Origin of the sequence: Hyphomicrobium sp. (genome assembly GCF_036833075.1) — a bacterium.
Classification (GTDB): Bacteria; Pseudomonadota; Alphaproteobacteria; order Rhizobiales; family Hyphomicrobiaceae; genus Hyphomicrobium_C.
In genome coordinates this window covers 3,184-16,040 of record NZ_DAITQL010000091.1, presented here as the reverse complement: position 1 = coordinate 16,040, position 12,857 = coordinate 3,184, and the positions used below count along the sequence as shown (strand labels likewise).

Here is a 12,857-nt window from a genome sequence, read left to right as displayed (position 1 = left end):
CTATTCGGCGCTCCAGTACACGCGCGCCGTGATCCAGGAGACCATGCGGCTCTATCCGCCGGTCTGGAGCCTCATTCGCGTTGCCGCAGGCCCCGACGAGATCGCCGGCAAGGAGATCAGCCCCGGCGACCGCATCGTGCTTTTCGGCTACGGCGCCCACCACAATCCGAAGTTCTGGAAGGACCCTGAAGCGTTCGTGCCCGAGCGCTGGATGGACAAGACGCAGAAGCAGGTGAAGTACAGCTACATCCCGTTCGGCGCCGGCAAGCGCTCCTGCATCGGCGGGGCCATGAGCCAGGTGGAGAACACACTGGCGCTCTCGATCCTGCTCCGCCGCTTCCGTCCCGAGTACGTGGGCCTTCAGCCGCCGGGCATCAACGCCACGGTGACCCTGACGCCGCGCGGCGGTCTCCTGTTCCGCGTTCGCGAGCTGAGCTGATCCATCCCGCGGAGGGACGGACCCGCGTTCTTGCAGGCGTCACTGGACCCGACCGCCCATGCGAAGCATGGCTCCGCCATGACGTCGGGTGACGGATAGTTTAAGCAACCCCAGGCGCGCCAACCCTCACGTCATCCCGGCGCAGGCCGGGATCCAGACACGTCTCCGGGAGGCGACGCCCAGAGCACGGCAGCCGACAAAAAAACGGGCCCGCAACGGCCCGTTTTTTTGCTTCCGGTCCGAGATCGGGGCCGGCCGTTCAGCCGACGATCTCCTTGGCCGAGAAGTTGAGCTTGATCTCGCGCGAGGCGGACTTGGGGCTGTCGGAGCCGTGCACCGAGTTCTCGCTCTTGGAGAGCGCGAAGCGCTTGCGGAGTGTGCCCCGCTTGGCCTCCTCCGGATCGGTCGCCCCCATGATCTCGCGATATCGGACGACGGCGTCTTCGCCCTCGAGCACCTGCAGCACGATCGGCTCCGAGGTCATGAACGCGACGAGATCCTTGAAGAACGGCCGCTCCTTGTGCTCGGCGTAGAACTCCTGCGCCTGTGCCCTGGTCCACTTGACGCGCTTTTGAGCAACGATACGCAACCCAGACTTCTCGATCGCAGCATTGATCTCACCCGTGAGATTGCGCTTCGTTGCGTCCGGTTTGATGATTGAGAAGGTGCGCTCGATGGCCATCATCATAGCTCTCTGTCAGATCCTTTTTTTTCGAATTTCAAGCGATTGCGGGCCGGCTTATAAGCCAGGCCCGACGCCGCCAGAAGGCGGCGCCTTAACGCAGGCCGCGACTCAGGCCCGCAACCAGCACACATGCCCTGTAAAAGCCCGGATTCAATGTTGATCAGACTCAAAAGCGCAAATTGCTGGGGAAGATCTGGGGATCCACGACCGGCATGCGAAGCTCCGCAAGACAGAAAATGCATCTTGTGGATTGTTGCCGCACGGCAAGGACGGGGCACGGCATGGAGGTCATGATCGGGAACGTCGGCCGGCAGCGGCAGGTTCGGGGCGGCCCGGAGACTTGGACCGGCGTTCTCACATCGTGGTATGAGCGGGCATGACTGGATCAGCGTCAGACGTTCAATGGTTCATCGCCCGGGACGGGACGCAGCACGGCCCGGTGACGGATGCCGAGCTCAGGAAGATCGTCGAGTTCGCTCACCTGAAGCCGACCGATCTCGTCTGGCGCCAGGGGTTCACCGACTGGCGGGCCGCATCTTCCGTATTCCCGGAGCTTGCTCAACCCGAGCCTTCTCCCCGCGCGCCGGCACAACCCGCGGCTGAGCCAGCCGCACCCGCAGCGGTTCAAGCCTCGGTCACCCAGACCTCAGTCACACAGGCTCCAGCCACCCAGGCCCCGGCGGCTCAGCCTGCAACAGCCCACACCGCAGCGCCCGCCCGCGAGTCCGCGCCCCGGGACGGATCGACCACCCGGCCGCAGGCCCAGCCCGTGTCCGGATCGGCTCCGCACGATGGCAGGCCCCCGGAGCGCGAGACGAGCCCGGCCGATCCGATGGTCACGCGGCCGCTCGGCAATCCCACCGTGCGCACGGCAGGCCCGCTGCCGGCTGCCGGACCGGGCGGCGCGGCAATGTCTCCCGCGGGCTTGGCGGCCTCGCGCACCACCACCGACAGCCGCCGGCCGTCGGAGCTCTCGGCGCAGCAGCGCCCTGCCCCCCCGCCCGCCGGGCGTGGCGGCAAGCTCGCATTGGTGGCGACCGGCCTCATCGCCATGATCGGCGTCGGGTTCTGGCTGTCGAGCGAATACAAGGACGATGTCTTCACCTACATGCAGGCCGACGACACGGACCCGGGACGGGGACCGGAGCCCGAAGCGACCGCAACCGCGGCGACAGCCAGCACCCTTCCGCCTTCTGCAGTGACCGCTCCTGAAACAACGGCCGCAGTTCAGACCGTCGCCGCAACGGCGCACTCGCCCGAGGACATCGACCGCAAGCTGCAGAGCCGGGGCATGTGGGCCTCCGTCAAGCAGGAGTTTCCGGACTGGTATCAGGCGCGCGTCACCGAGGTCGCACGCCTCTCTGCGGAGAACAAGGAACAGGCCGAGATCACACGCTATCTGGTGGGTGAGCTTGTCGCTCTCCGGCGCGAGAATGCCAAATACGCCCTTGCGGCCAGCACCCCCCGCCACAAGGAGCTGGCGGCGGCCTTCCTCGCAAACCTGACCCAGCTCTCGCAGGAGAGCGGCGACGACTGCTACGAGTTCATCTCGAAAGGCGAATCGAGCCCGACCATCGTCGCGCGCATGGACGATCCGGCGAAGAGCGCCGAGATCGAGGCCCAGGTCTCGGCTGTCATCGGCGCGATCGCCGAGGGCCGGAAGCAGCCGGCCGAGCATGCCGCGCCCGTGAAGACCGACTACGACGTGCTCGCCGGTGAGCTCGGCCGCCTCGGCTGGACCCAGGCGGACATGCAGCTCTTCGCCAATCCGAAGGCTCTCGCCCAGGCGCCGCGCGCCCGTGTCTGCAGTATGCTGAAGGACTGGTTCACGGCCCACCTCGCCATCGAGGATCCCAGCACCCAGGAACGTCTCCTGTTCGAGACCCTGAAGCCCGTCATCTCCGGCTAGGCGCTCGACTTGCACACGCCGAACGGCGCTTTTTGACGATTTACCTTTGCGCCGGATGCTCGGCGGCCTCGATAAGCGAGGTCATCCGGCGAAGGAAATGGCTTTCCGAGAACTCACGCGCCCTCTCCTCGCACGCAAAACGCATGGATAATGCCTTTTCCGGGGTCATGGCCATCACCGCGCTGACGATATCGCGGCGCGTGAAATCGGGATCAAGAAGCGTGCCCGTGGTCCCGTCGCGGATCGATTCAAGGAGACCGCCTTCTGCAACTCCGATAACCGGCTTTCCGGCCGCCATGGACTCGACGGGCGACATACCGAAATCCTCGTCTTTGGCCAGATAGATCGTGGCGATGGATCTGCCGATCAACTCCGCAAGCTCCGCATCACCGACCCACCCCCGGAACTGAATATTGGGTGCGTTCGCCGCCAGACGTCGGAGGCGCTCCTCCTCCTCGCCGCCGGACACCACGACGAGATGCTTCTCCGGCATGTCGAGAAACGCTTCGACGATCTTATCGACTCTCTTCAGCGGCGAGAGCCTGGCGGTGGAAAGATAATAGCTCCCCTGCCCCGTCCAGGAAAAACGACCCGTATCGATCGGCGGATATATGACAACGCTGTCCCGACCGAGATATTTTTTAATCCGGGCACGCGTATTCTCGGAGTTCGTGGCGATAATGTCCATCCGCCGCACCGCCCGTCGGTAACCGTGCTCGAACAAGGCCAGACCCGGGAGCGCGATCAGGCGACGCAATGGGCTTTTCCTTGCCAGGATGCTCTCGCGCTGATCGAAAAGGAAACGCGGCGGCGTGTGGCAATAATAAATGTTGATGCCGCCGTCCGATCGATCTGGCGCGGAGAAGGGCGACACGACACCCGAAAACAGCCGCACCGGAAAACGAGCAGCCCAGCGTTGCTGGCGACGGAACGCTGCCGTCAGAACCGGAATATGCAGTCCGAACTTTCGAAAGCGACGAGCGACGCCGAGCGAACGGGCGCCGGTCGGAAAATACGTCTCGTCGAACGACTGGTCTGTTTTGTAGCCGTAGACCAGTGTCGCATGAGTTGCCTGCGCCAGTGTCAGGACAAGGCGCTCTCCGCCACCGCGGATGCCGAAATAGTCGTGAAAAATCGCGAGGCCGGATGACACGGATCGAGAAAAGCGCATGAAAGAGCTGTCCTGATTACGCACCATAGTCCGCCATCTTGAGCCACCAGTAGGGCTGCGGTTTGGTTGCGACGGCGGCACGCCCCAGTGCGGGGATCATGGCAGCGAGGTCGAAACGGTTGTTGAAGCGCCACTCGAACTCGGCGAGGTAGCGGACCATGTGCTTCTTGCGGATTGCGCGGTAGGTGCCGGTGATCGCGCTCTTGATGTTGCCGAGCACTGTGTTGACCCATCGGAACGCAGGGTGTCGCGCTGCGCGCCGGCCGGAGCCGGTCGCGAGCGCCACGTGGGTGTGACCTGCCCTGTTTCTTCGGGCCACGCTTAGCTTGAGACGACCACCCTGGTTGCTGTCTTCGGTTGCCCCCTGCGGGACGGTGATGCGACGGGCCGGAGCGCGGAGGCTCCACATACCGCAGCGGTCCGGCCCGTCGCCGGGACGGATGCTGCGTCTTTCTCCTTCAGTCTCGCCGCGAACGCGGCCGGCGTCAGATAGCCGAGGCTCGAATGCGGCCGCACCTCGTTGAAGTGCCGCCGCCACGTCTCGATCACGACCTTCGCCTCGGCGCGGGAGCGGAACCACTCTAGCGACAGGCACTCGTCGCGGAACTTGCCGTTGAAGCTCTCCGTCGATCCATTCTGCCAGGGCTTGCCGGGATCGATCAACGCCGTCTGGATGCCTTGCGCCACGATCCACTTCAGCAGCGCGCGAGAAACGAATTCCGGGCCATTGTCGGATCTGAGGTACAGCGGCACGCCGCGCTCGGAGATGAGACGCAACAGCACCTCGATCACGCGGCCCGAACGGATGCGGCCATCGACCTCGATCGCCAGCCCTTCCTTCGTCCACTCGTCTGTGACGGTGAGGCACTTCAATTGCTGGCCGTTGGCGCACCAGTCGAACACGAAATCGTAGCTCCACACCTGGTTCGCGCCCGTCGGCGCATTCGGCCGTGGGCGGCCCGTCGCGACGCGCTTTCTCGGTCGCCTTCTCGGCACCTGCAGCTTCGCCTGCTTCCACAGGCGATGACAGCGGCCGAAGCTCATGACGTGTCCTTCGCGTTCGAGGAAGATCGCGATCCGCCGATAGCCGTAGCGCGGGTACTGCGCGGCGAGCGCCGTCATCCGTGCCAGCACCGGCGCGTCCCTCTCCGTTCTCGTTGATCGATAACGCAACGCCGACCGTCCGACACCGATCAGCGTGCAAGCCCGCCGCTGCGACAACCCCTTGACCACCGCGTACGCCACCTGGGACCGGCGAGCCGGCACGCTCACCATTTTTTTGCATTGATCTCCTTCATCACCTCGATCTCGAGGTCGCGCTCGGCCACCAGCTTCTTCAGCCGCGCGTTCTCTGCCTCAAGCTGCTTCAGGCGGCGCACGTCGTCCGACTGCATGGCGCCAAAGCGCTTGCGCCACGTGTAGAGCGTTTGCTCGCTGATGCCGTGCTTCTTGGCGACACTGGCCTTCGGATCGCGATCCGCTTCCCGCAGGATCGCCACCATCTGCTCGTCTGAATACTTACCCTTACGCATCGTCCGTCTCCCTTGGGTGACGAACGGAGTCTACATTATTTCGGGTACCCGTTCAGGGGGAGGGTCAACAGGTCAGAAGCATTTGATTTCGCCGCAGCCAACATGTAGCAATGCGCTGAAAGTAGGGCCCCGATGATCATCCCTCAACCTTATACCAACATGGACGTATAAACTAGAATCATGATGACCATGCCGAAAATAGCGCTGATTACGGGCGTCACCGGACAGGACGGTGCCTATCTAGCGGAACTTCTGCTTTCCAAGGGGTACGAGGTGCATGGCCTCGTGCGGCGCTCGAGCACATCCGACGTCAACACGACACGGTTGAAATGGCTGGGGATCGAGAATGACGTGCATCTGGTCGACGGCAACCTGCTCGACCTGTCCGGGCTGATCCGCACGATCCGCGATGTAAAGCCGGACGAGGTCTACAACCTCGCCGCTCAGTCCTTCGTGAAATCGTCCTGGCAGCAGCCGATCCTGACCGGAGAGGTGACCGGGCTGGGCGTCGTCCACATCCTGGAGGCTCTGCGGCTCGAACGCCCGCAGACGCGCTTCTATCAGGCCTCCTCGTCAGAGATGTACGGCCTCATCCAGGAGCCGCAACAGTCGGAGATGACCCCCTTCTACCCGCGCTCCCCCTATGCCGTCGCCAAGCTCTACGGTCACTGGATCGCCGTGAACTACCGCGAGAGCTACGGCATGCACGCCTCCAGCGGCATCCTGTTCAACCACGAATCACCCTTGCGCGGCATCGAGTTCGTGACGCGCAAGGTCACGGACGGCGTTGCGCGCATCAAGCTGAGCCTTGCGAAGGAACTCAGGCTGGGCAACATCGACGCCAAGCGCGACTGGGGTCATTCTAAGGACTATGTGCGCGCCATGTGGCTCATGCTTCAGCAGGACACGCCGGACGACTATGTGGTCGCGACCGGCCGCACCACGACGGTGCGCGAGATGTGCGCCATCGCCTTCGCGCATGCCGGCCTGAAGATCGACGACCATCTTGTCATCGACCCGGAGTTGTTCCGACCGGCCGAGGTGGACGTCCTGCTCGGCGATCCCGCCAAGGCGCGCGAGAAGCTCGGCTGGCAGGCGGAGATTCCGCTCGAGGACATGATCCGCGAAATGGTCGACGCCGATCTCGAGCGCTACCGCGCGCAGGGCGCGCGGGCCTGAAAGGGAAAAGTCCGTTGGCGGCACGGCTCGAACACCGCGTCCTGATCACCGGCGGCACCGGCTTCGTCGGCTCCTTCCTCGTCCGCCATATGGAAACGGAGGGACAGGGCGGCGGGATCGTGGCTCCGGGCCTGGGATCGGTTCCGATCGTCGACATCCGCGAGCGCGACGCGGTCGAGCGGCTCGTCCGGGAGGTGAAGCCGACGGCGCTGGTGCATCTGGCTGCCGTGGCGGCGCCGGCGCAGGCGCGCGACGACCCTGGGCTCGCCTGGGAGATCAACCTGACCGGCACGCGGAACCTAGCGGAAGCGGTCCTGCGTCACGCGCCCGGCGCGCGCTTCATCCATGCCGGCAGTTCCGACGCCTACGGCGCATCCTTCATCGACGCGCAGGCACCGCTGACCGAGGATGCCGCCCTGCAGCCCATGAACGTCTATGCCGCCACCAAAGCGGCAGCCGACGTGATGATCGGCCAGATGTCCCACGACGGGCTGCGCGCGGTGCGCTTCCGTCCCTTCAACCACACCGGCCCTGGCCAGTCCGACACCTATGTGATCCCGGCTTTCGCCCGCCAAGTGGCGCGCATCGCCGCGGGCCGCGATGAGCCCGTGGTGCATGTCGGCAACCTGGAGGCCGAGCGCGACTTTCTCGACGTTCGCGACGTGGTCAGGGCCTATGCGCAGGCAGCCTTGAGCGATATCCCGCACGTGCCGGATCTGGTTTTCAACCTGTGTTCCGGAACGCCGACACGCCTTGCAGCCATGATCAACATGCTGATTGAGCGGGCGGGCGTGACGGTCGAGGTCCGGTCCGACCCGGAGCGGATGCGGCCCGCGGACGTGAAAAGGACATGGGGCGATTTCAGCCGCGCGCGCGCTCGGCTTGGCTGGAGCCCGGTGATCCCCTTGGAACGGACGCTGGACGACGTCCTAAACTATTGGCGGGAACGATCATGACGGGCGGGCTGGGCGATCTTCGCGAACGCGGAACAGGCACCAAGCATGCCTATGCCCTTTGGTCCGGTAAGCGCGAGGAAAACCATGGGAAATCAGACCTCAAGCGCATGGACCGCCGCTTCTGACGAACCCAGCTTAGATGATTGTTCCGGCAGAGAATTTTCGGATATCGCCGGAAGTAAGGGCATAGGCATGGGAACCGGGAGGTAGCGCCGATGCTGCGGAGCCTGTGGGAGTATAGGCATTTCATCCTCGCCTCGATCCGCGCCGAGCTGAAGGGCCGCTTTGCGCGCTCGCGGCTGGGCGGGCTGTGGTTCCTGCTCAATCCGCTGGCGCAGACGCTGATCTTCTCCATCGTGCTTTCGCAGGTGCTTCAGGCGCGGCTTCCCGACACCGAAGTAAAGGCCGCCTATCCGATCTATCTTCTGTCTGGCCTCGCCGCGTGGACGCTTTTCAGCGAGATTCTCAATCGCAGCACGACCATATTCATCGAGCAAGCTTCAGTGATAAAGAAGATCGCCTTTCCGAGGCTGTGCCTGCCAGTGATCGTGTGGGGCAGCGCGCTGACGGGCCACGTGCTGCTGATCGCCGCGATCCTCTTCGTCTTCCTGTTCTTCGGGCACGTGCCGGGCTGGTCGGTCCTCGCGCTTCCCCTCGGCATCACGCTGATTTCGGCGCTCGCCTTCGGCCTCGGCATCATCCTCGGCGTGCTGAACGTCTTCGTGCGCGACATCGGCCAGATCGTCGCCATCGTGCTGCAACTCTGGTTCTGGCTGACGCCGATCGTCTACCCGGCGAGCATCGTGCCGGAGCGCTTCCGCTGGGCCGTCGACCTGAACCCGATGGCGCCGTTGGTGCGCATCTATCAGGACGCGCTTCTCTTTGGCCATTGGCCGCAGCCGCTCACGCTCGCCGTCCCGGCCCTGGTCGCGGCGGGCGCGGTGACATTCGCCTTCGTTCTCTTCCGGCGCGCGAGCCCGGAACTGGTGGATGCGCTCTGAGATGGAACTCGTGCTGACCGTCGAGGGACTTGCCAAGCGCTACGCGACCTATCGCTCGAACCTCGAGCGCTTCGCGGGCTGGTTCGGGGCGAAGGTGACGCCGGCGGCGGAGTTCTGGCCGGTCAGCGACCTGACCTTCACCGTCGGCCGCGGCGAGGCGGTCGCCATCATCGGCCAGAACGGCGCGGGCAAGAGCACGCTCCTGAAGCTGATAACCGGCACCATGCGCCCGACACACGGCAGCGTGCGTGTCGCGGGGAAAGTCAACGCGATCCTCGAACTGGGCCTCGGCTTCAACCCCGAATTCACCGGCCGGCAGAACGTCTTCTACGCTGGCGGGCTCATGGGCCTGTCGCAGGAGCGGCTTGCGGAACTGGTTCCCGACATCGAGGCGTTCGCCGAGATCGGCGAGTTCTTCGACCAACCGCTGCGGGTCTATTCAAGCGGCATGCAGGCGCGGCTTGCCTTCGCGCTGGTGACGGCGGAGCGGCCGGACCTTTTGATCGTTGACGAGGTGCTGGCAGTCGGCGACGCATTTTTTCAGGCAAAATGCTACGAGCGGATAGCCTCGTTCAAGAAGAATGGAACATCGCTGCTCATTGTGACCCACTCAACAAACGACGTCACCCGGCATTGCGATCGAGCTATTCTCTTACGAAAAGGTGAACTCGCTTTCGATGGCGATCCACGTGAGGCCTGCAACTACTATCTTGATGAAATATCCGGCGGTCATGGAAACTCCATCCTTGATCCGATCGCCACTACGTCGCCTGCCTCTCCTCCACCTGAATTGCTTGAACGCGAGGAGCGTTTTCACACACGACCAGGATACCGCAAAGAGGAGTATCGCTGGGGAAACGGTGGGGCTAAAATTCTCGATTACATTATTACATCGAGAGGAGTAAATTATCCTCCAGCGATGAAAAGCAATGATAGAGTAGATTTTTATTTTTCAGTTCTTTTTGAGAGTGATTATGATTCGGTAATACCTGGATTTTTGCTTAAAGCACATGATGGCGTTTTTATCTACGGCACCAATTCGCTTCTCTCCCGCAAACCTGTAAAGCCGATTTCCGTAAAGTCCGGAAGTCAATTGATATTTTGTTTCACGATGCCTATGGCGGTGACCGCCGGCCACTACCTCGCTTCATTTGGAATCTCTGCGGGGTCACGGGAAAATACTATTCCACTAGATAGACGTTACGATTCAGTGCTTCTGACAATTGAGCGGGATTTAGATATTACCGGCATTTGCGATCTGGCCGCAGAATTTTCTATCATAGACGGAGAGTAACGTATGTCGATCGATGTTCTTGTTAGAAAGCTTCCAGAAGCTTATCAGCCCATATTCAACCATCCCGAGATTTCTGCCGAGGCATCCCGCGGTTGCATGGATCGTCTCAAAAACATCACTACCGTCTACAAAGAGATCGAAAAGTATCTGGGTCGTCGGCTTCGGGTGCTCGACTTAGGCTGTGCGCAGGGCTTTTTCAGCTTTTCGCTGGCGGAACTCGGAGCTACGGTTCATGGGGTCGATTATCTGCGAGAGAATATCAATCTATGTCAAGCAATCGCTGTCGAAAACCCGGATCTGACCGTCTCGTTTGAAAAGGGCCGAATTGAGGATTGCGTTGATAATATTGGAGATAACCAATACGATATCGTATTGGGGCTCAGTGTCTTTCACCATATAGCGCATGATAGAGGAATAGAATTTACTCAATCTCTTATAGGAGAGATTGGAAAAAAAACCACTGTAGGCTTATTCGAGTTAGCGCTGGCAGAGGAGTCACTTTATTGGGGCATCTCTCTGCCAAAATTTCCTCGTGACCTGCTTAAGAATATTGCATTCTCGCATGAAATTTTCCGCCATAAAACGCATCTCTCATCTCTTGCGAGGCCGCTCTATTTTGCGAGCAATCACTACTGGTTTCTTGGTGGGAAATTGGAGAAATTTGAGCAATGGACAGATGTATCCAACGATGCGTTTCCAGATGTTCATCAAGGGAGCAGAAGATTCTACTTTGGAAAATATCTTCTCGCAAAGATTATATATTTAGACAAATCTGATACATACATTGATAATAGCAATGAATTTCGTAAAGAAGTGGCATTCCTGCGCAATCCACCAGAGAATTTTTCAGCACCGAATCTGCATCTCTGGGGAAACAATGAACGTGAGGCCTGGCTCGTTCGTAATTTTGTCGCGGGCGAACCGCTCATTCGACGCATACTCCATAGCCTCCCCTATGATCCGCATAAAGTAATCCATGATATATTGAGGCAGCTTATCCTCCTTGAGGAGGCCGGCCTTTATCATAACGACTTGAGGCCATGGAATGTTATAATGGACAAAAACAACCGTGCGAAATTAATCGATTATGGAGCGATTGATGATGACGGTCAGGATTGTGTTTGGCCGCGAGATATATATCTCTCATTTCTGATATTTCTAAGAGAGGTTCTGGACAGAAAACTAGGTTCTATTCTGCCGTTTCGTCCCCCGTGGTTCAATCCGGACGAATTGCCTGAGCCATATCGCTCCGCAGCATGGAAGTTGCTGACCATCTCGGCGCCAGATCGTGGGTTCAAGCAATTCAGCTATGACATTGATCGCGGCGATGCCTCGGCATGTACGCCCTTCAGCACGCCGCAAAATATGCTTCCTACCATTTTGTCCGCAATGACGGCTATATCTGACGCTACTGCAGAATTTTATACGGAACTGCTCGCGAAGAGACATCGTATAGCGGAACCTGAACCGATAGCCGCGCATCTGGCGGAGATCGATCGGCTGAACCGTCACATCCTGGAGACGGATGCCGCGCTGGCCGCGATGCGCGCCTCGACATCATGGCGCATCACCGCGCCCTTGCGCGCCGTATCGCGCGCGGTTCGCCTGCAGTTGCACGGTCGACGCTGGTTTGCCCAGGGCGTGAGGGCGTGGATCACCTTCAAGCCGGGATCGCGCCCGCACCGGTTTACGCAGCGAACGATCGAAAAGACCGCCCGGTTCGTGCTGGCGCGCCCGCGATTGGCCGGCGTGGCGAGCCGTATATTGCGGCTGTTACCAAGGCTCGACCGTTGCGTACGCGACACTCTGGGAATAGGCGTGCCTGCAGGCCCCCCCTTTTTTTTTCGTCCCGGTCACATCGTGATCGCTCCCACCGGACTGCCGCCGCGTGTGCGCCGAATCTACACCGACCTCAGAGCAGCGACCAACGGACGCTGAGGAAATCGCCATGCGTATCGTAATAGACCTACAGGGAGCGCAGACGAGCAGTGCCTTGCGAGGAATTGGTCGCTACACGACGGAGCTTGTAAAGGCCATCCTGCGCCAGAACAGGAAACATGACGTCATTGTCGTCCTGAGCGGGCTGCTGCCCGACATAAACGACCGTATCCACGAGATGCTGGAAGGCCTGCTTCCACCCGGCAACATCGTAGTATGGGAGGGCGTAGGGCCCGCCTTCTACGGTCGCGAGGCTGATACGTGGCGCCGCGAGGCCAGCGCGCAGGTAAGGGAAGCTTTTCTGGCAAGCCTTTCGCCGGATTGCGTGCTCGTCACGAGCCTTTTCGAGGGCTTCTTGGAGAATGCGGTCGGAACGATATCCTCATTTCCGCTCCGCGTCCCGACCGCAGTCATCCTCTACGACCTGATCCCGTTTATCTATCCGGATCTTTATCTGGGCGACGAACGCACCCAGAAATGGTATGCGGACAAGATAGAGAATCTCAGGCGTGCGGATCTGTGGCTGGCCATTTCGGAAAGCGCACGTCGCGAGGCAATTGACCGACTCGACTTGCCCAAAGGGCGCGTCCACACGATCTACACAGCGGCAGATCAAACCTTTCGACCCGTCGAGATTCCTCCCGCCCAGGCCGAAGTGCTGCTGCGAAAATTCAATATCAACCGTCCTTTCCTCCTGACCACAGGCGGCAGCGAGCCGCGAAAGAATCTCGAACGCCTGATCGATGCCTTCGG

The 12,857-nt window shown here is 61.0% G+C and carries 12 protein-coding genes and 1 pseudogene; 9 read left to right on the top strand and 4 right to left on the bottom strand.

The annotated features are described in order from the left end of the window. Window positions 1–439 (top strand): cytochrome P450 (locus tag V7082_RS18650; RefSeq protein WP_334150921.1); only part of this gene is annotated, 439 nt, incomplete at its 5' end. A 259-nt stretch (window positions 440–698) separates the two neighbouring features. Here V7082_RS18650 and ndk read toward each other — a convergent pair. Then, window positions 699–1,121, bottom strand: coding sequence for a nucleoside-diphosphate kinase (gene ndk / locus V7082_RS18645; RefSeq protein WP_334150920.1), 423 nt, complete (start codon window positions 1,119–1,121; stop codon window positions 699–701). 379 nt (window positions 1,122–1,500) lie between these two features. Between ndk and V7082_RS18640 the strand changes: the two genes are divergently transcribed. Beyond that, window positions 1,501–3,033, top strand: a complete 1,533-nt coding sequence (locus V7082_RS18640; RefSeq protein WP_334150918.1) for a DUF4339 domain-containing protein — start codon at window positions 1,501–1,503, stop codon at window positions 3,031–3,033. Window positions 3,034–3,073: 40 nt separating this feature from the next. Here V7082_RS18640 and V7082_RS18635 read toward each other — a convergent pair whose 3' ends face one another. The 3 genes and pseudogenes from V7082_RS18635 to V7082_RS18625 all read right to left on the bottom strand — a co-directional run. Next, on the bottom strand, window positions 3,074–4,231 hold the full coding sequence (locus tag V7082_RS18635; RefSeq protein ID WP_334150916.1) for a glycosyltransferase: 1,158 nt from the start codon (window positions 4,229–4,231) through the stop codon (window positions 3,074–3,076). Further along, window positions 4,221–4,613 carry a transposase gene (locus V7082_RS18630; RefSeq protein WP_334150914.1) on the bottom strand — a complete coding sequence of 131 codons (393 nt, stop codon included), beginning with the start codon at window positions 4,611–4,613 and terminating at the stop codon, window positions 4,221–4,223. Before V7082_RS18630 ends, V7082_RS18635 begins: the two co-directional genes overlap by 11 nt. Window positions 4,614–4,666: 53 nt before the next feature. After that, a pseudogene (locus V7082_RS18625) lies at window positions 4,667–5,736 on the bottom strand (IS3 family transposase); the annotation flags it as partial. Between the two features lie 189 nt (window positions 5,737–5,925). On the opposite strand from V7082_RS18625, the gene gmd reads away from it, so the two are divergent. The 7 genes from gmd to V7082_RS18590 all read left to right on the top strand — a co-directional run. After that, window positions 5,926–6,915 carry a GDP-mannose 4,6-dehydratase gene (gene gmd / locus V7082_RS18620; RefSeq protein ID WP_334150924.1) on the top strand — a complete coding sequence of 330 codons (990 nt, stop codon included), beginning with the start codon at window positions 5,926–5,928 and terminating at the stop codon, window positions 6,913–6,915. Window positions 6,916–6,929: 14 nt separating this feature from the next. Further along, on the top strand, window positions 6,930–7,871 hold the full coding sequence (locus V7082_RS18615; RefSeq protein WP_334150913.1) for a GDP-mannose 4,6-dehydratase: 942 nt from the start codon (window positions 6,930–6,932) through the stop codon (window positions 7,869–7,871). Continuing rightward, on the top strand, window positions 7,868–7,996 hold the full coding sequence (locus tag V7082_RS18610) for a hypothetical protein (protein WP_334150912.1): 129 nt from the start codon (window positions 7,868–7,870) through the stop codon (window positions 7,994–7,996). Before V7082_RS18615 ends, V7082_RS18610 begins: the two co-directional genes overlap by 4 nt. A gap of 90 nt (window positions 7,997–8,086) precedes the next feature. Further along, window positions 8,087–8,872: an ABC transporter permease gene (locus tag V7082_RS18605; protein ID WP_334150911.1), complete on the top strand. Its 786-nt coding sequence runs from the start codon at window positions 8,087–8,089 to the stop codon at window positions 8,870–8,872. Between the two features lies 1 nt (window position 8,873). After that, the gene (locus V7082_RS18600; RefSeq protein ID WP_334150910.1) at window positions 8,874–10,166 is read left to right on the top strand and encodes an ABC transporter ATP-binding protein; all 1,293 of its coding nucleotides are present in this window, start codon (window positions 8,874–8,876) and stop codon (window positions 10,164–10,166) included. A 3-nt stretch (window positions 10,167–10,169) separates the two neighbouring features. Continuing rightward, window positions 10,170–12,104, top strand: coding sequence for a methyltransferase domain-containing protein (locus tag V7082_RS18595; protein ID WP_334150909.1), 1,935 nt, complete (start codon window positions 10,170–10,172; stop codon window positions 12,102–12,104). A gap of 10 nt (window positions 12,105–12,114) precedes the next feature. Beyond that, window positions 12,115–12,857: glycosyltransferase (locus tag V7082_RS18590; protein ID WP_334150908.1), on the top strand; the 743-nt coding region annotated here is incomplete at its 3' end.

Excerpts from the sequence above, each read along its gene's own strand:
- V7082_RS18610 (WP_334150912.1), top strand. The coding sequence starts at position 7,868 with ATGACGGGCGGGCTGGGCGATCTTCGCGAACGCGGAACAGGCACCAAG.
- V7082_RS18635 (WP_334150916.1), bottom strand. The coding sequence starts at position 4,231 with ATGGTGCGTAATCAGGACAGCTCTTTCATGCGCTTTTCTCGATCCGTG.
- V7082_RS18640 (WP_334150918.1), top strand. The coding sequence starts at position 1,501 with ATGACTGGATCAGCGTCAGACGTTCAATGGTTCATCGCCCGGGACGGG.
- ndk (WP_334150920.1), bottom strand. The coding sequence starts at position 1,121 with ATGGCCATCGAGCGCACCTTCTCAATCATCAAACCGGACGCAACGAAG.
- V7082_RS18605 (WP_334150911.1), top strand. The coding sequence starts at position 8,087 with ATGCTGCGGAGCCTGTGGGAGTATAGGCATTTCATCCTCGCCTCGATC.
- V7082_RS18630 (WP_334150914.1), bottom strand. The coding sequence starts at position 4,613 with ATGTGGAGCCTCCGCGCTCCGGCCCGTCGCATCACCGTCCCGCAGGGG.
- V7082_RS18595 (WP_334150909.1), top strand. The coding sequence starts at position 10,170 with ATGTCGATCGATGTTCTTGTTAGAAAGCTTCCAGAAGCTTATCAGCCC.
- gmd (WP_334150924.1), top strand. The coding sequence starts at position 5,926 with ATGCCGAAAATAGCGCTGATTACGGGCGTCACCGGACAGGACGGTGCC.
- V7082_RS18600 (WP_334150910.1), top strand. The coding sequence starts at position 8,874 with ATGGAACTCGTGCTGACCGTCGAGGGACTTGCCAAGCGCTACGCGACC.